Annotated in this window: 12 protein-coding genes; 4 read left to right on the forward strand and 8 right to left on the reverse strand. The window is 39.9% G+C overall.

Features of this window, described 5'->3' with window-relative positions:
- Positions 1-75: 75 nt before the first annotated feature.
- The gene (locus tag RB604_RS03090; RefSeq protein ID WP_005928571.1) at positions 76-1,524 is read right to left on the reverse strand and encodes a sialidase family protein; all 1,449 of its coding nucleotides are present in this window, start codon (positions 1,522-1,524) and stop codon (positions 76-78) included.
- 239 nt (positions 1,525-1,763) lie between these two features.
- Here RB604_RS03090 and RB604_RS03095 point away from each other — a divergent pair, with 239 nt between their 5' ends.
- Positions 1,764-4,478 (forward strand): sulfatase-like hydrolase/transferase, encoded by a 2,715-nt coding sequence (locus RB604_RS03095; protein WP_005928568.1) that lies wholly within the window; start codon positions 1,764-1,766, stop codon positions 4,476-4,478.
- A gap of 65 nt (positions 4,479-4,543) precedes the next feature.
- Here RB604_RS03095 and upp read toward each other — a convergent pair whose 3' ends face one another.
- Positions 4,544-5,197: a uracil phosphoribosyltransferase gene (upp, locus tag RB604_RS03100; protein ID WP_005928565.1), complete on the reverse strand. Its 654-nt coding sequence runs from the start codon at positions 5,195-5,197 to the stop codon at positions 4,544-4,546.
- Positions 5,198-5,464: 267 nt separating this feature from the next.
- On the opposite strand from upp, the gene pckA reads away from it, so the two are divergent.
- Together pckA and RB604_RS03110 are read left to right on the forward strand one after the other, a co-directional pair.
- The gene (pckA, locus tag RB604_RS03105; RefSeq protein WP_005928562.1) at positions 5,465-7,072 is read left to right on the forward strand and encodes a phosphoenolpyruvate carboxykinase (ATP); all 1,608 of its coding nucleotides are present in this window, start codon (positions 5,465-5,467) and stop codon (positions 7,070-7,072) included.
- A 368-nt stretch (positions 7,073-7,440) separates the two neighbouring features.
- The gene (locus RB604_RS03110) at positions 7,441-11,541 is read left to right on the forward strand and encodes a hybrid sensor histidine kinase/response regulator transcription factor (RefSeq protein WP_007479769.1); all 4,101 of its coding nucleotides are present in this window, start codon (positions 7,441-7,443) and stop codon (positions 11,539-11,541) included.
- Between the two features lie 66 nt (positions 11,542-11,607).
- On the opposite strand, the gene RB604_RS03115 is transcribed toward RB604_RS03110, so the two are convergent.
- The 6 genes from RB604_RS03115 to RB604_RS03140 all read right to left on the reverse strand — a co-directional run bounded on the left by RB604_RS03115 (position 11,608) and on the right by RB604_RS03140 (position 20,940).
- Complete coding sequence (locus RB604_RS03115) at positions 11,608-13,107, reverse strand: sulfatase family protein (RefSeq protein WP_005928555.1); 1,500 nt, start codon at positions 13,105-13,107, stop codon at positions 11,608-11,610.
- Between the two features lie 7 nt (positions 13,108-13,114).
- A complete protein-coding gene (locus tag RB604_RS03120; protein ID WP_005928552.1) occupies positions 13,115-14,224 on the reverse strand; it encodes a glycoside hydrolase family 43 protein in 1,110 nt (369 codons plus the stop codon).
- A complete protein-coding gene (locus RB604_RS03125; protein ID WP_005928549.1) occupies positions 14,217-15,350 on the reverse strand; it encodes an aldose epimerase family protein in 1,134 nt (377 codons plus the stop codon). The genes RB604_RS03120 and RB604_RS03125 overlap by 8 nt, the downstream gene beginning before the upstream one ends.
- Before the next feature lie 49 nt (positions 15,351-15,399).
- The gene (locus RB604_RS03130; protein WP_007479768.1) at positions 15,400-17,604 is read right to left on the reverse strand and encodes a glycoside hydrolase family 2 protein; all 2,205 of its coding nucleotides are present in this window, start codon (positions 17,602-17,604) and stop codon (positions 15,400-15,402) included.
- Positions 17,605-17,769: 165 nt separating this feature from the next.
- Positions 17,770-18,888, reverse strand: a complete 1,119-nt coding sequence (locus tag RB604_RS03135; RefSeq protein ID WP_005928545.1) for a glycoside hydrolase family 43 protein — start codon at positions 18,886-18,888, stop codon at positions 17,770-17,772.
- Positions 18,889-18,912: 24 nt separating this feature from the next.
- A complete protein-coding gene (locus tag RB604_RS03140; RefSeq protein ID WP_007479766.1) occupies positions 18,913-20,940 on the reverse strand; it encodes a beta-L-arabinofuranosidase domain-containing protein in 2,028 nt (675 codons plus the stop codon).
- Between the two features lie 264 nt (positions 20,941-21,204).
- Between RB604_RS03140 and RB604_RS03145 the strand changes: the two genes are divergently transcribed.
- Complete coding sequence (locus tag RB604_RS03145; protein WP_055293775.1) at positions 21,205-22,572, forward strand: sulfatase family protein; 1,368 nt, start codon at positions 21,205-21,207, stop codon at positions 22,570-22,572.
- Positions 22,573-22,583 lie beyond the last annotated feature (11 nt).

The following is a 22,583-nucleotide window of genomic DNA, read 5'->3' on the forward strand; positions in this document are numbered from 1 at the left end:
TACGACCGTCACTTTCAGCCATAACACGTTCACAAATGTTCATAAAAACCGGACATCCTATATTGTGATCAGAACTTAGTCATTTACCATTATTTTATAGGCTGTTTTTCCGGAAATACCGTTAATAATCCGGACAATATATACTCCCGGACAAAGAGTTCGAAAAGAATACTCTTCCGACAACACTTTTTTTACAACCAATACAGCACAACCCGCTACTTGAGATATTTGTACAGTTTCATTTCCAGAGAGACCTCGGATATGAATATTTCGGTTAGAGACAGTAACCTGATAAAAAGGAGATTTTAATCGAGTAACAGAAGTAGTAACATAATCCTTTATTCTACCTTTACGAAGATATAAAGCCCTCATTTCTTCTCCTGGGCTCGTTTCATGGGCCGCAATCAAAATCGTACTGTCATTCAAATGAATCATAGATGAATAAAAAGTATTAAGTTCCCCAAATGGCATTGCCTGCTTAACAGGATTTTTTGCATTTTTATCGGCTACCCAGCAATATATTTTCTTTCCACTATTATAACTAAATGCTATTTTACCATTTGACAATTTCAAAGCAAACGGTGCACCACCGGTATGTTCCCTTGTTAATGCCCAACGAACAGTGGTAGACAATGGATATACATTATTATCTCCCAACCCATTATAATTAGCAGTTTGCCAATTACCTTCAAAATAAGAAGATTCAAAAGTATAATCATCGGCCGGAGCAATGACAATCCATGGAGATACTTTTCTTTCTATACTTTCCGCAATAAACCCTAAACGATTGTCTTCCGTCAAAAACGGAGTAGGCATTCCCCCGCCACTCCCACAAAAATTATTACCGGCCCTCTCCTCGTTATAATCTCTCAATAACATCCTAGCCGTATAGCGTTCATTACTGAAATTCGTCCATGTCGCTCCATTATCAAATGAAGCGACAAAAGCCACTGCCCTTCCTCCAATCTCATTTTCCTGAATACACTCCTCTTCCGACAAAAAAGTCGGATATATATCCTGTAAAGTAAAGAAAATATAAATACCCAAAGGTGTTTGAATAGGAGTCGGTTCCCAATTACCTCCCTGAAAAACTTCTTCTTCCTTACTCCAAGTAGAACCACCATCTACACTATATTTAACACATACATAGCGATCTCTTCCTGTAAAATAATAACCGTCCTCTTTTCGCTTTTGATAAGTCATCAACAATCGCCCGTCGGTCAACTCTATTATATTACAATTAGCATACGTCCAGTCTCCCGTCTTTTGCAATAATAGACTTTCCGGCGACCATGTCACTCCATCATCAGAACTATATCGCTTAACAATCTTTCGCCCATAAGTGAATTTCTGATAGGTCAGTAGAATTTGTCCAGCTTTTGGTCCTTGTTTCATCAAAACCATTCTGGCATATTTGGCCGGACCAGGTATCTCCATGACATCTCCGAACCAGGTAATTTCATTTTGTGCAAACAGTGGTCCACACATTAAAAACAACATAAAGAATAACAATACCTTTCTCATAAATCAGATCATCATTTTCGCACATTGATAATTTGTAAGCAAAAGTAAGCCTTCCGATTTAAAGATACCCTCACGAATGTTTTAAGTATAAGTAGTATCGTTCAAAGAGAAAAAATAATAGCAGACAAACTCTATTGAACAAAAATTTTAAACTCAAAAACGATAGTGCTCATCAATTAAGGTAGGGATCGAATACCTTTGCATCAGTCATTACATTTATAATCTAATTAATAATAACCATGAAAAAACAAACCCTTTTGACAAGTACTCTTTTGTTGATTTCATCAATAGCACAAACAAAGGAAGAAAAGCGTCCTAACATTATATTTATCATGGCAGATGATTTAGGGTACGCCGAATTAGGATGTTATGGGAATAAATTCAATGAAACACCTGTATTAGACCAAATGGCAGCCGATGGTGTTCGTTTCACTCATGCTCAAACAGCCGCTTCTCTGAGTTCCCCCACCCGGGCAGCCTTAATGACCGGACAATATCCGTATCGAATAGGAGTTGTTGACTATCTTCGTGGTAACTCGGACCCAATGCGAACAGATATAAAAACTATTGCCGAAACATTACACGACAACGGTTACCACACTGGGATTATCGGGAAATGGCATTTAACTGGATATTCACTATCAGGAGCAAAGAGCCAAATACTCCCTTCGGAAAGAGGCTTTCAAGAAATGATTATTTCAGAAAACAGATACATAGGTAACGGAAGTTATTTCCATCCATACCATTTCAATGAATCCGTCGTTAAAATTCTTCCAGAAGAAAAAGAATTTCTGATAGACCGTATGAACTACGAAGCAGTAGAGTTCATCAAAAGAAATAAAGAGAAACCATTTTTTTTATATTTAAGTCATTATGCTGTACATAACGGACTGATGGGGCCTCCCGAAACCGTAGATCATTTTCGTGTCAAGCCTAAATCCGGCATCAGTGCGCCTTCGGAGAATAATCCGGAAAACGATCCTTATAAAAAATTTCCAGCAGATTATCGAGGAAAACCCAATAATCCACATTTGGCCGCTCAGCTGAAACACATAGATACAGGAGTGGGCGAAATCCTCCAATGTTTACGCGACAATGACCTTTTAAATAATACTTTAGTGATCTTTACAAGCGATAATGGCGGAGCGACCGGAGTAACCACTAATACCCCTTTAAGGGGAGGAAAAACAAGTATGTATGAAGGAGGCAATCGTATACCTATGATCTTCTATGGATATGGCACCGACTCTGCTCCTAAAATAATTGATCAGCGGATTATTTCCATGGACTTCTTTCCTACATTTTGTGAACTGACTCACACCAATATGCCCGAACAAATTTGTGATGGTGTATCCATATTGCCTCTTTTTAATAATAAAGAGATTGAAGAACGTGAATTTCACTGGTATTACCCTCCTTGCGTAAAAGAATCGGATAATTCACGTAACATAGAAGCTTCAATTATATCCGGAAAATATAAATTGATCGAAAGATATACATACAATGGGTGCCAATTATCTGTAATAGAGCAAGAACTATTTGATCTATCGACCGATCCATATGAAAAGAATAATCTATCAACTAAAAATATAGAAACAACCAGAATTTTAAACCGAAAACTAAAAATTTGGAGAGAAGAAATCGAAAAAGGAGAAAATAAGTCCGTAAATCAAATTATATATGTCTCTCCCCAAGGTACAGGCCCTGGTAATACTTGGGAGAACGCATCCAACTTAGAACAGGCTATCACATTGGCACATTCCATCCCCAATCATGAAATATGGCTAAAAGCTGGCACATACAACTTAAGTGCTCCAATTAACCTCGATAATACTTTCATCTTCGGAGGTTTCAAGGGAAACGAAACACGGTCAACAGACCGGAATTGGGATAAAAACAGAGTAGTCATCGAATGTAAAGATCGTATTTCTCCATTCCGTAGTACAACCGGCAACAATCGTCCAGGAGGAAGAGATGCTTATATCCCCTGCATTATTGATGGTGTTATCATACAAAACGCAATCAATCCTCCAGAAGAAAATGGAGGAGCCATGATTCTAAGCAATGGCGCTTTCGTGAGAAATTGTATTTTTAGAAACAATGCCACACGAAATGGGAGAAATGGCGCAGCTATCCATTGTAACAGTGGACATTGCATTATAGAAAATTCATTATTTATAAATAATACATCAGACGGTAACGGAGGTGCTATACAAATTGGAACAGGAACAACCGCTACTGTTCGCAATTGTACATTTGCAAACAATAGTGCCGTAAAGCCAGGAGGAGCCATAGGAACAGCTACCAACAAATCCAATTTAACATTGATAAATTCAATTCTATACAACAATATGTATGGAAAGAAATACAATAGCTACGGCCAGAATACAGATATAAACGGAGGAGGAACTATTATCTCTACACACAGTGCAGTAGAAAGTAACAGCAAAAAATTCATGGACGGAGACGATACAGATCACATGTATCTAAATAGAAGCAAAAATCCCTCATTTCTATCTCCATCCAGTATTATAGGGAAAGGAAGCACACATGATGAGATAGAGACAATTTATACTGCAATCTACATGTTAGCACCAGGATCACCTTGTATTGATACAGGATCGGACTACGAAGCATTAGACATACTGTTTGATTTACAACACCAGGACAGAATACAAGGAAAAGCCGTCGACATGGGTGTTTATGAAACCCAATCTCTTACCAACAATATTTATACAGAGATTAGCAATCATATAAAAGTGTTTGTGGTAGAAAATGAAATATATATCAGCGGAGCTATTAAAGGAGAAACACTTCATTTATACAACCTACAAGGCATACTTATTGATGCAATAACAGTAAAAAACGATAAAGACTATACAATTTTTCAACTGAGGGAAAGAGGAATATACATTGTTACCATCGGAAAAGATACAATAAAAGTAAGATTCTGAAAAAACATCCGACATCTGCAACAAAGATAAATTCTTTCCCATATGAAAGAAAGCATATAAACGGGCTATTCCTTTTCTCCATAAGCCAAGTCACCGGCATCTCCAAGTCCCGGCACAATATACGAATGCTCATTGATCTCCGGGTCAATGGCCGCACACCATATAGTCGTTTTTTCTTCCGGAAATATCGACATAATATGCTCCACAGCCTGGCGACTGGCTATAATAGACGCCACATGAATTTCTGACGGATGCCCTTTGGTAAGCATGGCCTGATAACTCAATTCCATACTGCTTCCGGTAGCAAGCATCGGATCGGTAATAATCAATGTTTTCCCATCGATACGAGGTGAAGCAATATATTCTATATGAATATCGAATTTCAATGTATCTTTATATTTGCGATAAGCAGATACAAAAGCATTTTCCGCATTGTCGAAATAGCTCAAAAAGCCTTGATGAAAAGGCAATCCCGCACGGAGAATGGTACTTATTACCAATTGATTGTCCGGTGTACAAACCGGCGCTATCCCCAAGGGTGTACGGATATCTTTTGTCGAATAAGCAAACGATTTACTCATTTCATACGCCATGATCTCACCTATCCGTTCGATATTACGGCGAAAACGCAAACGGTCGTTCTGCACCTCTACATTCCTTATTTCTGACACATATTGATTCAGAATTGAATTCGTTTTACTAAAGTCGATTATTTTCATTTCTATATATCATTATTATTTATTCAGAATTTATATGATGCAAAGTAAATGATAAAGTTTCAATTTGCAACATTCAGTTTGCAGATTTTGTTAGGAATCTATAAAAGAGATTCAATTAGGGAAAAATTTCTCTAATACGACACTTGTTTCGAAAGAAAGTGTTACTTTTGTAGCCGGTTTACAAGAGGATGTTATAAAACATCCTTTCCATAAATACCTGGAATGAGATAATAAACAAAATACCAATTTTAATTAATTCAAAAGAAAATGGCAAATTTAGATTTAAGCAAGTACGGTATTACCGGTGCTACTGAGATTGTGCACAACCCGTCTTATGATGTTTTGTTCGCCGAAGAAACAAAACCGGGTCTGGAAGGCTTTGAGAAAGGTCAGGTAACTGAACTGGGCGCTGTAAACGTAATGACAGGTGTTTACACCGGTCGTTCTCCTAAAGATAAATTCTTCGTTAAAGATGCTACCAGCGAAAATACAGTATGGTGGACTTCTGACGAATATAAAAACGACAACAAACCTGTAGACGAAAAATGCTGGAAAGCCGTTAAAGAATTGGCAACTAAAGAACTTTCTAACAAGAAATTGTATGTTGTTGATGCATTCTGCGGTGCTAATCCTAACTCTCGCCTGAAACTGCGTTTCATCATGGAAGTTGCTTGGCAAGCTCATTTCGTAACAAACATGTTCATCCGTCCTACAGCTGAAGAACTGGCTAACTTCGGTGAGCCTGATTTCGTTATCATGAACGCTTCTAAAGCAAAAGTTGAGAACTACAAAGAATTGGGCTTGAACTCAGAAACTGCTGTTGTATTCAACTTGACTGAGAAGATTCAAGTTATCTTGAACACTTGGTACGGTGGTGAAATGAAGAAAGGTATGTTCTCTTACATGAACTATCTGCTTCCATTGAACGGTATGGCTTCTATGCACTGTTCTGCCAACACCGACAAAGAAGGCAAAAACACAGCTATCTTCTTCGGTCTGTCAGGTACAGGTAAAACAACCTTGTCTACTGACCCGAAACGTCTGTTGATCGGTGATGACGAACACGGATGGGATGATGAAGGTGTATTCAACTTCGAAGGCGGTTGCTATGCTAAAGTTATCAACCTTGATAAAGACAGCGAACCGGATATCTACAAAGCTATCAAACGTGACGCTCTTCTTGAAAACGTTACAGTAGATGCTAACGGTAAAATTGATTTCGCTGATAAGAGCGTTACAGAAAACACTCGTGTTTCTTATCCTATCTATCACATCGATAATATCGTTAAACCGGTATCTAAAGGCCCGGCTGCAAAACAAGTTATCTTCTTGTCCGCCGATGCATTCGGTGTATTGCCTCCGGTATCTATCCTGAACGCTGAGCAAACTAAATATTACTTCCTGTCTGGTTTTACAGCTAAATTGGCTGGAACAGAACGCGGTATTACTGAGCCGACTCCTACATTCTCTGCTTGTTTCGGTGCTGCTTTCTTGTCACTGCACCCAACTAAATATGCAGAAGAGTTGGTTAAGAAAATGGAGAAATCCGGTGCTAAGGCTTACTTGGTTAACACAGGTTGGAATGGTTCCGGCAAACGTATCTCTATCAAAGATACTCGTGGTATCATCGACGCTATCCTTGACGGTTCTATCGACAAAGCTCCTACTAAGATTATTCCTTTCTTCGACTTTGTTGTTCCTACAGAACTTCCCGGAGTTGATCCGAAAATCCTTGACCCACGCGACACTTATGAATGTGCTTGCCAATGGGAAGAAAAAGCAAAAGACCTTTCTGCTCGTTTCATCAAGAACTTTGCTAAGTTCGAAGGTAACGAAGCTGGTAAAGCTTTAGTTGCTGCCGGTCCAAAACTCTAAACCAACATCTTGTTTCTAAAATAATTTAGAAATCAACCATATGAATAGGAGGGAAATCAAAGAATTTCTCTCCTATTTTTTATCCTCTTTTTAACAAGCAAAGCAAACTTTATTTTTGTTTATTCTTTCTATTCGATATTATAACTATAGTTGTATTATTGTTCTCTTTTTAAGCACGAATGTTCACTGTATTGATTATCAGAATTTTACAAATCAGTTAATTGAATACTTTTACTATGTACATCCACTTTTTTTTATTTCATTTGTATTGGAAAAACAGAGGTCATAAACATAGCCTCACCTTTTTTCACCTTATCTATACAGGATATTCATAGTTCTTTTTACTTTTACATAAACGTTTATATGATATGAAAGCACATTCCGTTTTATTAGCTCTATTTTTATTGATAGGATATACCATCAACATAGTTGCCCAAGTAGACAGAAATCTTCGATTCACTCATCTGACCAATGACAACGGCCTCCCTACCAATACTATTTATTCACTCTGCCAAGACTTTAAGGGTTTTATATGGATTGCTACGGCAAACGGATTATGTAAATATGATGGGAGGAGCATCTCAGTCTATGAAGTGGAACCTACAAAAGGTGAAAGAAAAAAAGGTGGAATTATACGTCATGTATTTGAAGATAAGCGCCACAGACTATGGGTCATCACACACAAAGGAGTAAACTTATACAATAGAAATAAAGATAATTTCAATTTTGTATCGGTTGATTCTTTAAACAATTTTAGCCGTGTTATTTATCAAGATGATAAAGGAAAAATTTACATGGGTGGTTCCGGAGCTTTTATATATAACGAACAAACAAGTAAGTTCGATCCATTCTATGTGAATCAAGATGAAACAATTACTGCATTCATCACCGCCATAACCTCTGATCAAAAAGGACAGATGTGGTTTGGACGGATGTATGGGGGACTAATTTGTGCAGATGTAGAAAATGGAAAATTGACCCGCTACAAACATAATGACCATAATATAAATTCATTAATTTCCAATAAAGTCACCTCATTATTTACCGACCATCATGGCAGAATATGGATAGGAACCGAAGATAAAGGAATTTGTTATTTTGACAGTTCCACCAATAAGTTTATCCGTATAGAAGGTTTTCCACAAATCTGTGTACGCACTTTTGCAGAAGATGCTGAAGGAAATATATGGATTGGTTCGGAAAACGGACTATATATATATTTATCAGATGAAAATAAATTCATCAATTACAAACAAAACTATAATGATAAATACTCGCTGAACGATAATGCAATCTACACCATTTTCAAAGACAAGGAAAATAATATGTTAGTAGGTACTTATTTTGGTGGTTTAAACATATTCTTAAATTCTTTCCTACAATTTACCTATTATGATTGTGGATATTCCGACAAATACTTGTCGGGAAAGGCAGTACGACAAATTATCGGTGATAAAAAAGGCAATTTATGGATAGCCACCGAAGATGGAGGGTTAAATTATTATAACAAAAAAGAGAAAAGCTTCGAATATTTCAAACCGCAACAGACAGGAAACTGTTTATCATATCACAACGTTCACTCTCTACTTCTCGACCAAAAAGATAATTTATGGATCGGAACTTATCTGGGTGGATTAAACAAATACAACCTAAAAACTCAAAAGTTCTCTCACTACATTCATCCAGAATATCCAGATCTGTTATCTAATAACATATTCACACTGCTACAAGACAAAGACGAAGAAATCTGGATTGGAACTACCAACGGATTATTCATCTATAATCCGGGAAAAGACCAATTCAGACAATTCGAAAAAAATATAGTTGGTCCTAAAAGTATTAATAACCTATTGGAAGATTCAGACGGAGACATCTGGATTGCGACAAGAACCAACGGTATATTCCGTTACAACAAATCCATGCAAAGCCTGCAAAGTTATTCTTATCAACAGGATAGAAGTGGTATCCCCGATAATTTCATAAATTACATTTTTGAAGATAGTAGAAAAAATATCTGGATTGGAACATTGGAAGGAGGACTCTGCAAATTTAATAAAACAAACGAATCCTTTACAACCTATACTATCGAAGACGGGCTTCCTTCAAACACTATATATGCCATTACTGAAAGTAGTTCCGGCAATTTATGGCTCAGTACAAACAACGGGCTAAGTTGCTTAGATATAAACAAACTGTTTTTTGTAAACTATTCCATTAGTGAAGGATTGCCCAACAAACAGTTCAATTATAATTCAGTTTATCGGGCAGACGACGGTCTTTTATATTTCGGAACAATCAATGGTATGATTGCTTTCTATCCAGAAAATCTACAGATGCATCACAACATAGCACAAGTAGAATTTACAGATTTCAAAATCTATGGAAAATCAGTAACTCCAGACACAATCGGTTCTCCATTAAATAAAAATATAGAAGAGGCAGATGAAATATACCTAAACAGCGAACAAGCTAAATCCTTCTCTTTCGAATTTACCGTACCTACAGTCAGTCATCCGAACAGTACTTTCTTTGCATATAAACTGGATACAGACAGAGAATGGAATTATATAGGAAACCAAAACCAACTGACATATGCCAATTTATCAGAGGGAAAATATACACTCACCGTCAAAGCAGTTTTTAATAATAAATGGGACAACAAAGAACCGACAAGGAGTATCAAAATCATAGTAGCCCCTCCTTTCTGGCGATCGGACCTCGCATATCTAACCTACCTCATCTTGACCGGAGTTTTAGGAACAGGGCTTTACCTATTTATCAAGAAAAGACAATATGAGAAAAGCCTTATACTGTCCGAACGCATGGAAAAGAAAAAAATGGAAGAAGTAAATACACTGAAACTCAACTTTTTTACAAATATCTCCCACGAATTGAGAACACCATTAAGCCTAATTCTCATTCCTCTACAATCTTTTCTTGAGAAAAACGTTTTCAGCCCGGAAATAAGGCCCAAAATGAAATTAGTTATCAACAATGCAATGAGAATGAATATACTATTAGACGAACTAATGCTCTTCAGCAAGGTTGAAACCAGACAAGAGAAGATTCGCGTAAAGAAAGGTAACTTATTAAATTTTCTAAGAAGTATCTGCGAAGGTTTCCAGATGCTCGCCGATGAAAAAGGATTAGAATACATATTGAAAATAGAAAATTCAGAAGAAGATGTGTGGTTCGCTCCTGTAAAAGTCGAGAAGATTATATACAATTTGCTTTCCAATGCTTTCAAATATACGGATAAAGGAGAAATCATAGTTAGAGCTTTTTATGAACATAAAAAAGACTACACCTACCTAAATTTCATCGTTTCGGATACAGGTGTAGGAATTGCTCCCGATCAGCAGGATAAAATCTTCGAGAACTATTATCAGATCAATGATTTTGTTAAAAGCAAGAAAGCCGGTTTTGGTATAGGTCTGGCACTTACCCGCCAACTGGTTTTACTACATAAAGGAGAAATCAAAGTAGAAAGTGAAATTAACAAAGGGAGCAATTTTATAGTGAAATTAAATATTACAGCCCGTGCCTTTTCTACAGATGAAATATCAGATAAGGATGCCGATGCTTCCTTTATAGAAGAATATAGATACCTCCCCGTCAAGTACGATAATAACGCTGAAAAAGTCGAGACAGAAAAAAAACTTTCCAGAAAAGAGTATAAATTATTAGTGGTTGAGGACAACTCCGAACTACTATCGACCTATGCAGAAATGTTTTCGGACATGTATACAGTCATTACGGCTCAGAACGGTAAAGAAGGATATCAAATTGCTAAAAAGGAACTTCCGGATATCATTATCAGCGATGTCATGATGCCCGAAATGAATGGTTTTGAATTAGCTCACAAATTAAAATCCAGAATTGAGACTTGTCACATTCCGCTCATATTGCTAACTGCTAAAACAGGTGAAGAGGCCCAATTGGAAGGCTATGAAAGTGGAGCAGATATATATGTAGAGAAACCATTCCACCCAGTACTTATCCAAAGACAGATTTCTAATCTGATAGCAACAAAAGAAAACCAGAAAAAACTCTTTGCTGCTAACAAAATGGAGGTCTATGAAATGAAAGCCGATGATAAAGACAAAGAGCTGATTGCTAATATCGAAAAGTTGATTATAGCAAATCTGGACAATAATGAATTCTCATTAAATTACCTGTTAAAAGAAATAGGAATAGGACGTACCTTATTGCATATGAAACTTAAAAATATCGTAGGGCTTTCTGCCACTGAATTCATTAATAATATACGCTTGAAAGAGTCATTAAAAATCCTGGCAACAGGAAAGAATGTTTCTGAAGCTGCCTATGCTACAGGTTTCACTTCGCCCAACTACTATTCACGTTATTTCAAAAGAGTTTTCGGAATATCCCCCAACGAGTATATCGCTAACCTGCATCCGCCAAAAAAAAATGAAAACAACTCTTTGGCAGAATCTCCGACAAATTAGGACCTAAAAAAACAGAGAAGGAGTTTTTTAGCAACTTCTTCTCTGTCCTCCTGAAATGCACAACAATCAAAATTTACCTTTCGCTGATGCTTGTATACACCTATCTTCATCGACCCAACGCCCACGATACCAAGAGCAAGGTTTAAATTCATCATTTAATTCTCTCATTTTATTCTTCATCTGTCTCCGCTTCTCTTCCAAGACTTTAAACAATTTCGGATCATTTACCAGATTAACCGTTTGTTTCGGGTCTTTAATATTATCAAACAACAATTCGGAATTATCTACCAGATACGTCGCATACGTATATCGTTTATCCCGTACGGCTCTCCATTCATATCCGTCTTTCCATTGAAACGTATGTCCCATCCCTTGCATAAAAGCAAACTCCGGTTCTTTGCATTTTTCACCTAAAACCAATGGAGACAAGTTCATACCTTCTACAGAATCTGGAACTGGCAGATTCATCATCCCTAATAAAGTAGGCATAATATCAGGAGTATTCAAACAAGTATCTACCTCCCGACCGGGTTTGATTTTTCCATTCCAACGTACCATAAACGGAACTTTCGCCGCGCTATCGTAAAAAATCATCTTGAAGATACGTCCATTCTCTCCGAACATTTCACCATGATCAGAGAAAAAAACAATAATCGTATTCTCATCCAGCCCGAGCTCAGTGACTTTCAACATTAAGTCTCCCAAATAATCATCGATGCTGGACACCATAGAATAATACACCCGCTTCATTTCCGGTATATTTTTTTTCCAATAATTCACCCATCTCTGAGGATTTGTATTCCGATCCATATATTTATCCGGAATATCGTTCCAATTAGATGGTAACGTAAAAGGAACATCCTTGTAACGGTTATAATATTTTTCGGGCACATTTGCTTTTGTCCACGGATCATGAGGAACACCTACTGACAGAAACAAGGCGAATGGCTTATTTTCTTTCTGCAACCGTTCTAAAGAACGGATCGCTAAACGGAACTGTTCCTCCGGTTCATAACTTCCTTCACCGTAATAGATTTTTTCTTTCCTATCTTCATAATAATAAGAGTTCATATTCGTATGATGAAAATTATAAGCTTTCCATTCATCATCAAACCCCAAACGGTCGGGACCTTTCGGAATAAAAGCACAGTCATCATTTTCATGATCCGAGCAAGTACCATATAAATGCCATTTCCCGATATAAGAAGTATTGTATCCATTTTCTGTAAAAACATGTCCCATAGCGCGCTGATTAGGGTTCAGACGAAGTTCATTAATGACCATTCCCGTGCTGGATGAATACTTTCCAGTAAAAAGAGAGGCCCGTGCTGCTGCCGACACCGGAGTAACAGCCACGGCATTTGTAAAGTCAACACTTTCCGCCTTAAAACGATCGATATTGGGAGTCTTGGCTATCTCATCTCCCCGGCAGCCAAATACGTCATTTCTCAACTGATCGGTAATAATAAATATCAGATTGGGGTGTTCCGGCTGTTTCTGTTGTGCCATTGTCGTAGTGGGAATACCCACCGTCAGAGACACCCCGATAAATAAATTCTTTTTCATAATATACCTAATTATTCCTTTTATTTATTCCACTAACAGACGGTAAAGGTTGACGAACGGTGACTGGTTGTGCTTTCCCAAAATACGGAGAGCCATCAAAATCAAAAATAAAACGCTGCAAGCAAATATGCCGCTCCCATCCTGGTTTTCGATCCACTTTTGTATGATATACAATCCAATGCTCAGTGCCATCGGGGGAAGTCGTAAAACCAGCATGCCCCACCCCATAAACTTCCTCATTACCCGTAAAAACAGGCCCCGACTTTATCCAATTGTCACGATCCAACAGATTGTTGTCAGGATTCTTTAACTTCAACTGAGCTAATTTATACGTAGGTAGCCACGATTGTCCACAAGAATAAATGATGAACAACCGGTCTTCGTTTATCAATACCTGTGGTCCCTCGTTCAAGTCTAATCTTCCGTCTGTTTCCCAAGGTTGATCCGGCTCGGATAAAAGTGTCCGATTGGTCGATATAGTCCAAGGATTTTCCATTTCAGCGATGTACAAGTTCTGACGTGTTTTATCGGTCGATTCATTATTCTCCCATCCAGACCAAACGGCATACAGTTTTTTCTGCCATTCAAAAACAGTCATATCGATAGCCCAACGGTTCGCATCGGTATCCGGCCAACAATCTACATTGTCTCCCGTATAAATCATCCCTTTGTCGATATAAGCTCCTTGAGGATCCGAGCTTACTGCCTCGAGTACACCAGTACGCTGATGTATATAAGGAGGTCCAGACTCACCGGCCGCATAATAAATGTACCACTTTCCACACACATAATGCAGTTCGGGAGCCCAAATACAACTCCTGTTCCATCCTTCTGCCGGAGCCTTCCAAACTTCTACAAGTTGCCCTTTTTTATGTAGTTCCTTTGTCTTCGAAACCGCAAGTCCTTTTTTATATACAAAACAGTAATAGTAACAACTATCGGTCTTATATACCCAAGGATCGGCTCCCTTAAAAACAGGATTACTAAAGGTTCTTACGGTGTCACCTTCTACAGCCCGTATTACTCCGGAACTGGAAAATAAAAGAAGCAGAGTAAACAGAATCCAACTTTCTCTCCAACCGGCCTGCTCTGAAAAAGGATGTTCCTCGTTATTCATTTTTCGTCATAAATTTATAAATACACGTATGAACATAAACTTCCCCCGGATTAAGGCGAGTAGTCGGAAAGTCTGGATGATTGGGACTATCCGGAAACTTTTGTGTCTCCAATGCAATTGCCTCCCGAAACCTCATCGGTTTCCCATATTTGTCTTTCACCTTCCCATTGAAAAAGTTACCCCCATAAAACTGTAGTCCCGGTTGATCAGACCATACTTCCATATAACGGCCCAAAGTAGGTTCATAGACAGAAGCTATCTGTTCCACACCCTCTATTTTCTTATCAATAATCCAATTATGATCATATCCCTTACCAAATCTCAATTGCTCATTATCCTGATCAAGACGCGCTCCTATGGCCGTTGGTACCCTAAAATCAAAAGGAGTTCCCTCTACCGGCACTCTTTCGCCAGTAGGAATCAAGAACGAATCAACCGGTGTGATACGACTGGAATTTATGGTTAGAATATGGTCATCGACCGTCCCGTTACCCGCACCTTTCAGATTAAAAAAAGCATGACAAGAGAGGTTCACGACAGTTGGTTTATCAGTCACGGCATTATACGTTATTTTCAGTTCGTTATCCGAAGTCAGCATATAAACAACTTTAAAAACAACTGTACCGGGATAGCCTTCTTCTCCATCAGGAGACATGTATGAAAAAGCGACTTCGTTATCTGTGACCCTATCTACATTCCAAACAATTCTATCCAATCCCTTGTTTCCTCCATGCAAACTTTGTCCATCATTGTTTCGGACTAAGTTATATTCCGTTCCATCCAAGGAAAACTTGCCATTTGCTATACGGTTGGCATAACGCCCCACAACCGGCCCCAGAAACCGTTCACCTTTATTATCCAGATAATGATCTATCTTTTCGAAACCTAACGTGATATCTTCATAATTACTATTTCTATCGGGAGTAAGCAAACTCACCACACGTGCGCCATAGTTCGTTATTTGTGCATATATCCCATTACCGGATTCAAGCGTATATAATGCAACTGGTTTTCCATCGACCGTCGTGGAAAAATCATCAGCATCTAACAAAGGAAGTATAGGCTTCCCATCATTTCTACAGGAAGCACAAAACACCGTCAACATGAACAAAAGATAAATTTTCATGATATTATTAATTATGATATATAATTTTCAGAAATTGAAATACTTTCTCTTAAAATGCAGTCAACCCATAATCAAAAAGCAAACTCCTTTCTCCATTCTGCTTATTTATAGTAATCTCCACCGTATTTTCCCCATTGTGCAATAAATAACTATAATCACTCAGATTATATTGATTATAGTTACGGGTATATCTAATCGGTTGATCCAGCACTTTTACACCATTCAGCCACACGGTGGTCGGACCATCCGCATATAACCATAAAGACAGACGTTCAAAAGGTTTGTCCACATGAAATATCTCCTTCAACCGTATCACCCCCTTATCTTTAATCTTAAAAGGAAACTCGGTATGATACACTTCACCATTCACGCTGACTTCATGCTTGGTCTGTTTCTGCTTTTGTGAATGCGGTATCAGAAATACGGGTTGGGTCGAACGAATACTATACAAACGGGAGTGTAACATATGCAATGTATTGGCCGGAATCTTTATTTTCTTACGGTCGTAAGTAATCAACCCGTTCACTTCACCCTCCACATCCGTCGTTTGGGTATAAATGGCGGCGCTTAAACCTTGAGCAATGAGCGTTTCAAGATCATACATCAGCCGGCTATAATCGGCCAACAGTTCAATGCTTCCGTCAATATTCTTATAACCCCAGTTATTCATACCGGGATTCCAAAGCGAACCTTCTACCGGAAACCCCAATCCGCCGAATTCTCCCAATACGGCTACCCGGTCATCAGTAAACTCAGGCAACACCATCGAAGCAGACGGATAATTATGAATATCGTGCACATGTCCCACCTTTCGGTCGGTCCATCCGCTCACGCCATTAATAATTCTCGTCCGGTCTTTCTGCATCATATTCTCCACTACTTCGACTGTGTTGTGTTGTCCCCACCCTTCATTAAAAACAACCCAGCTCGTGATACAGGGGAAAAAGCGTAAATGATCGATCATCTCGTCCAGTTCTTTAAGCCACTGAGCCGAGACCTCCGTAGGAGCATCCCAATCCTTTTCATCCGTATGCGAAAGATGTTCCGTCTCTTTACGTGCCGTAGCGAATCCCGAAGGCATATCCTGCCAAATCATTATTCCCAGCGAATCGGCATAATAATAGTAAGTAGCAGGTTCCACTTTAATATGTTTGCGTATGGTGTTGAATCCCATCTCTTTTAATTGAACCATATCCCAGATCATAGCTTCGGGTGAAGGAGGTGTCAACAAGCCATCAGGCCACCAGCCCTGATCCAATGTGCCATACTGGAACACAGGCTTTCCATTCAAACAAATTCTTTTGTATCCGGCTTCATCCCTGACAATCGAAACATCTCTCATTGCAAAATAGCTGGTTACCTTGTCCAATGTTCTCCCATTCCGGCACAAAGAGACTTCCAAATCGTAAAGTTTCGGGTTTTCCGGCGACCACCATACAAGGCCAGGAATCTGCAACTCGATGTCCTTACCCAGTTTCTGTTCGGAGGTCAGGATATTCTTTTCCCCATCAAATACTTTCACAAGCAGAGATTCGTCTCCTACAGATTCGGCAATGTCAAAGTGAAGTTTCACCGTACTATTCTCAATATTGGTTTCGGGGCACATCTGCCGAATATAAACAGGATTCACCGGTTCTATCCAAACAGTCTGCCAGATACCGGAAACAGGAGTATACCAAATACCCCGCTGGTTGAGCTGCTGTTTCCCCCGGGTAATGGATTCCGTATCCGTAGGATCAGTCACACTCAATTCAACTACCTGCTTACCATCCTTTTTCAAGAAACGAGTAATGTTAAAAGAGAAAGGATTGTTTCCTCCTGTATGCTTCCCGACCAGTATATTGTTCACCCATACCTGGCATTCATAATCAACAGCACCGAAATGCAAAAGAATCTGCTTGCCCTTCCAGTCCGGATCAATAGTAAACTCTTTACGATACCATAGCTTATCCGAAGGGCCAAACTGTCCCTCTACTCCCGACAAAGACGATTCAATGGAAAAAGGAACCAGTATTTCATCACCGTAGTGCACATCTTTCTTTTTCCGATTCATTTCCGTCACTTGATATTTCCACAAACCATTGAGGTTCTTCCAGTTCACTCGCTTCAATTGCGGGCGTGGATAAATTTGCCAAACATTTTCTACTGTTACTTGTTCTGCCCATCGGGTCTTTATCTTGTTGCCCTGTGGAGACCAGGCAAATGAGATGTAAGAAAAACATAAAGAACAGATAATCATGAACATTCGTACCATAAATATAAAATTAGAGTAATTTATTATTAATCGATTTTAATGTCCTCATAGCCGGTTTCCAGTAAGAACATTTTTCGTTTCACTATTGAGAGACGCACGTCTCACATCTATGAAATGATCATCTCACTATTGAGAGACGTTCGTCTCACAATAGTGAAACGCTGTTTAAAAGAGCGTCTTTACAACTTCGATCGCTTGAGTTCCGATAGTAGGGCCGTAAACAACGAGTGTCTCATCTGCCTTTATCTCCATACGATCTATAAACACGACCCGTTTTCTTCCTGTTTTCCGGGTTCGCCCGTGATAAACACAAAGTTTCTGACCATCGGGAAGTGACAATACCATATTATGTCCGGTTCCAGTTACTTCTCCCCCATTCTCCACATTCTTCTGTAATACCGGGTTATCTGCCGATTTACGGAAAGGCCCCAACGGATGAGTAGCTGTAGCATACCCTACTGCATAATCATTACCCACAAAATAATTAGCAGAATACATCATGTAATATGTCTCCCCCTCCTTGAATATAAACGAACCTTCCGTCCAGCGCCTGTTCACCTCCTTATTCAGTACCGAGCGGCTCTCCCATTCTGCCTGTAAATCATCCATTGAGAAAGGCGGTTGCAAAAGCAATACCGGTTCACCTATCACCTTCGAAAAGTCGGGAGCTACTTCAACTCCGTAAATCCAACTCTCCTCAATCTCGTCAAACCATCCATTCTTCTTTGCATAGTCAGCAATCTCACTTTCCACCGGATGTTTGTAACAGCAACGGGAATAATAAAGGTACACCTTTCCGCTCTCATCATCAAAGAGCACATTGGCATCAATCACAGGATATCCCGGATCAAATAAAGGGCCATCGTTCATCTCCTTAAAAGGCCCCAAAGGATTATCGGAAACAGCTACGCCTATCCGGAAATTTTCTTTTTCACCGGTCGGATTATATTTCCAGTTCGCACTATACCATAAGTAGTATTTTCCATCTCTTTCATATACCTCCGGCGCCCAGAAACAGTCTGTTGCCCACGAAGTAGACGATCTGCCCTGATAAACTATTCCCTCTTCTTTCCAATCGGACAGATTATCGGAAGAGTAGGCCCTGAAACCATTCTCACCAGAAGTACCGTACAGATAATATTTCCCGTCCGAAGCCATTAGAATATAAGGATCCCCCAGATTTATAGGAATCGGATTGCAATAACTTATGACCGTAGCATCCGGTCTCTTACAACTTATTGCACAGAACAAAAAAACAAAATATAAAATATGCCTAATATTCATGATACTTACTGTTGAAGGTTATTCTCATCTGATAGGGAATTCGGCTATACGCAGTGTGGTACATCCATATGGAATCAGTTCTATCACTTCTGCATTTTCCCTGATAGGTTCCATACGCTGGAAGAAGTAACTAACAGGCCCCGCCGATCCATTGTGCTCTGTCCATTCCGGTAAACGGCGTGCTTTAGTCTTAATAATAACCGGTGCATTTTCCTGATTCCAAGGGTTCGCCGAAACCGGTCCTGTTTTTTCAACCACGAACCTTTCCTTTAAATTCTCTGGTCGGAGATTCCTTTTGTACAAGCAATAATTCCAAGGAGAATCGGTAGTGACCTGATAATATTTCTCCCCGTTACGTTCCGAACCATCATCAATGTTTTTTGCTTCCCAGTTTTCATTCAGTTTAAGTGCGTAGATAAGTGCCCCACGCTCTATAACAGCAGCCCCATCATACCAATAGCTGGCAGTCACCGACATCGGCAGTTCCAAAGTAACCTCATCGTTACTCTTCCAAGTACGTTCCAACACGGCAATATTGGCAACCGGTACACACGAAACGACTTCGCCATTGACGCGGATCACCGGCTTTTCACACCACTCAGGAATACGCAGATGGAAAGGAAAACGGGCCGTCCGAGCTTTTTTATCGGGGAAATTCATCTTAAACCGAATGATCTCATCAAACGGATAACCGGTGTTCTCTTCTATATCCACCGTCACATTCCCAGCCACCTTCGCCGTGACTTTAGAGGGTGCATATACCAATGCCGCAATTCCGTTATCATAGGTGGCAAACCAAAGATTCTGTACCAACTTAGGCCATCCCTGATGTAAATTGGAGGTACAGCAAGGAAAGCCCGCCAATACTCCGAAAAGATTTCCCGTATGCGAATGAGGAGTAACGAACGTCCTCGGTTCATAAGACACTTTTATCTGATTCACCTGTTGATAATATTGCCGCACAGAACAGTTGTCATCCACCTGCGTAGGCAACGCATTATAAGCTATTCTTTCCAGTTGATCGGCCCACTGCGTGTCTCCGGTAATTTCCAACATCTTTTCAAGAGAAAACATCATCTCTACAGCCGCACACAATTCAGAACCTTGCGTAGGATCGCCGAAGCGGATCAACTCATCGCCTGCCCAAATACCGGTAGGAAACCCAATGGTATTGCGTATCACCTCCGATGCCTTCTTCACGGCGTCGATGCGCTTGCGGTCATAATCACGCTGATAATAGATAACAGGTTCTTTAAAGCCTTGAGCCAGGTTTACAGTATGCAGGCTGTGCTGTGTCATCAATTGAGTTCCTTCGAGAAAAACATTCGTCCAGTCCAATGTTTGTTGGTGTACCAAATCGCCTAACTCGAGCAAGAACTTATCTCCGGTAATATTATAAAGCCAATAAATCACCATCAGATTATCACCTCCACGGAATTTTCCCCAATGCGTCCATCTGTCCAACGGATTTTGGGGTAATTGCTCCAATTGATATTTAAAATAATTAGTCATAAAGGTAATGACCCGCTCGTCTCCTGTAGCAGAATAATATTGTTGCATGATTTTCAATACAACCATTTTAGGCCACCAATCTTGTGCATTATTACGCTGAAGTCCCCGTTCCGGTCCCCTGTCCTTATCCGGGCCGAAATAACCATTCGCTTTCTGAGAAGCCAATGCCCACTCAATCCAAGGTTGCACTTTTTGTTTCAGAGTGTCATTATCCAAGATGTAAGCCAACGGTAGCAGGCCGTCAATCCAGTAAGGTCCTCTTTCCCACACATCTCCATCTCCCCCAAGCCATCCGTTACGTTCCCCCATCACCTGCCCGTAGATTTTATCTAAATTACCGGTAAGACCGGAGACCATTGTAGAGAGTTGATGCTCCAACCAACCAACAGGTTTTATCGCACCGATAGGTAATTCGATGTAAGGTTTCTCTAATAAAGGATAATGATTGTTCGTATAGTTAGAGGTTATCCCCTTTTGACTATACGCCGTTAATGGCATCAGACTGATAATGGTGAACACTAAGAATTTTACTCGTTTCATCTTTATTCAAATTTATGTTTTATTCGAAAGCAAAAGTAGGCATATGCTTACATACCACGAGACAGCATTGTTCGTAGGACAACAAGCATTGTTCATGGTCGAAAATTTAGATTAAAAAGAGTTCCTAACGGGCACCATTATGAAGGTATATTAAATAAAACCAGAGTTCATTGCACAATAGTGCTATTGAAAAGAAAGACTGTGCATATCCACATCTCCACCTTTTCTTACATTTGCCAAAGATAAAAATAAAAATCGTGTGTTATGAGATCTTATTTGTTAACCCTTTTTTCCGGCTTGCCACTATTTACAAGTTGGGGAGTAACCCCAGCCGGCACCGATTCACCTAATATTGTCGTTATTCTGGCAGATGACTTAGGTTCCAACGAACTGAGTTGTTACGGCGGAGAAAATTTAATCACCCCCCATATAGACAGAATAGCCACTGAAGGGATGCGTTTTACAAATAACTACGCATCCTGTGCCATGAGTGTACCACTTCGGGCATCATTGTATACCGGTCTCTATCCGGCCCATCACGGTTCGTTTCAAAACCATAAAGCATCCTACCCGGACATAAAAAGTGTGACACATTATCTCTCACAGACTGGTTACAGGGTAGGACGCGCAGGCAAGCAACACACTAATCCACGTTCTGTCTTCGACTTCGAAGAGATATCCGGTTTCGAAACTATCTGCACCTCCCGCACGGCCGAATATACCATCGATGGAATCAGGAAATTTATAACGAAAGACAACAAGCCTTTTTGCCTTTTTGTGTGCAGCATCCATCCTCATGCCCCCTGGACATGGGGAAATCCGGAGGAATTCGATAAAGAAAAGATCGTGTTGCCCCCTAACTGCGTGGACAACGATGAAACCCGCGAACTATTCCGCCGGTACTTAGCAGAAATACGCGCCTTAGACAATGAAGTAGGTTCCGTATTAGAGGTACTCGGAAGTACCGGGCAATTGGACAATACCCTGATTATTTTCCTGGGTGAGCAAGGTCCAAAGTTCCCTTTCGGCAAATGGACATGCTGGCAATACGGAACTCACAGTGCTATGTTGGCCCGGTATCCCAAAACAATAAAGCCCCGGAGTACTACCGACGCCATTGTGCAATACGAAGATATATTACCCACCTTGATGGATTTCATCGGAAACGGAACAATCGGGCAGATCGACGGCCGCAGCTTCCTGCCCGTATTGCAGGGAAAGAAGAAAGAACACCGGAAATGGGCTTACTGCATGCACAACAATGTCCCGGAAGGGAATCCGTATCCGGTCAGAAGCATACAGGACAAACGCTATAAACTGATTCTGAATCTGAAGCACGATCAGCCTTTCTTTCTTAAACATATGATGGGAAAGAAAAATAAAGATGAGATGTGGGAAAGTTGGCTGCAACAGGCCGGACAAAATGAACAGGCCCGCTTTCTGGTCGATCATTATACCACACGTCCCGCCATCGAATTCTACGATTTGAAGAACGACCCTTGGGAACTGAATAACATCGCCACCGAACGAAAACATACCAAACGCATCGCCACCATGCAAGCGGCATTGGAAAAGTGGATGACGGAACAGGGTGATACAGGTGCCGAAATGGATATCCGCAAAAAACAATAGGATGCCTACGA

This window comes from Bacteroides salyersiae, assembly GCF_031172035.1.
Lineage (GTDB): Bacteria > Bacteroidota > Bacteroidia > Bacteroidales > Bacteroidaceae > Bacteroides > Bacteroides salyersiae.

What these genes read in the sequence shown, in the direction of transcription:
- RB604_RS03090 (WP_005928571.1), bottom strand. Translation starts at nt 1,524, where the DNA reads ATGAGAAAGGTATTGTTATTCTTTATGTTGTTTTTAATGTGTGGACCA.
- RB604_RS03095 (WP_005928568.1), top strand. Translation starts at nt 1,764, where the DNA reads ATGAAAAAACAAACCCTTTTGACAAGTACTCTTTTGTTGATTTCATCA.
- upp (WP_005928565.1), bottom strand. Translation starts at nt 5,197, where the DNA reads ATGAAAATAATCGACTTTAGTAAAACGAATTCAATTCTGAATCAATAT.
- pckA (WP_005928562.1), top strand. Translation starts at nt 5,465, where the DNA reads ATGGCAAATTTAGATTTAAGCAAGTACGGTATTACCGGTGCTACTGAG.
- RB604_RS03110 (WP_007479769.1), top strand. Translation starts at nt 7,441, where the DNA reads ATGAAAGCACATTCCGTTTTATTAGCTCTATTTTTATTGATAGGATAT.
- RB604_RS03115 (WP_005928555.1), bottom strand. Translation starts at nt 13,107, where the DNA reads ATGAAAAAGAATTTATTTATCGGGGTGTCTCTGACGGTGGGTATTCCC.
- RB604_RS03120 (WP_005928552.1), bottom strand. Translation starts at nt 14,224, where the DNA reads ATGAATAACGAGGAACATCCTTTTTCAGAGCAGGCCGGTTGGAGAGAA.
- RB604_RS03125 (WP_005928549.1), bottom strand. Translation starts at nt 15,350, where the DNA reads ATGAAAATTTATCTTTTGTTCATGTTGACGGTGTTTTGTGCTTCCTGT.
- RB604_RS03130 (WP_007479768.1), bottom strand. Translation starts at nt 17,604, where the DNA reads ATGGTACGAATGTTCATGATTATCTGTTCTTTATGTTTTTCTTACATC.
- RB604_RS03135 (WP_005928545.1), bottom strand. Translation starts at nt 18,888, where the DNA reads ATGAATATTAGGCATATTTTATATTTTGTTTTTTTGTTCTGTGCAATA.
- RB604_RS03140 (WP_007479766.1), bottom strand. Translation starts at nt 20,940, where the DNA reads ATGAAACGAGTAAAATTCTTAGTGTTCACCATTATCAGTCTGATGCCA.
- RB604_RS03145 (WP_055293775.1), top strand. Translation starts at nt 21,205, where the DNA reads ATGAGATCTTATTTGTTAACCCTTTTTTCCGGCTTGCCACTATTTACA.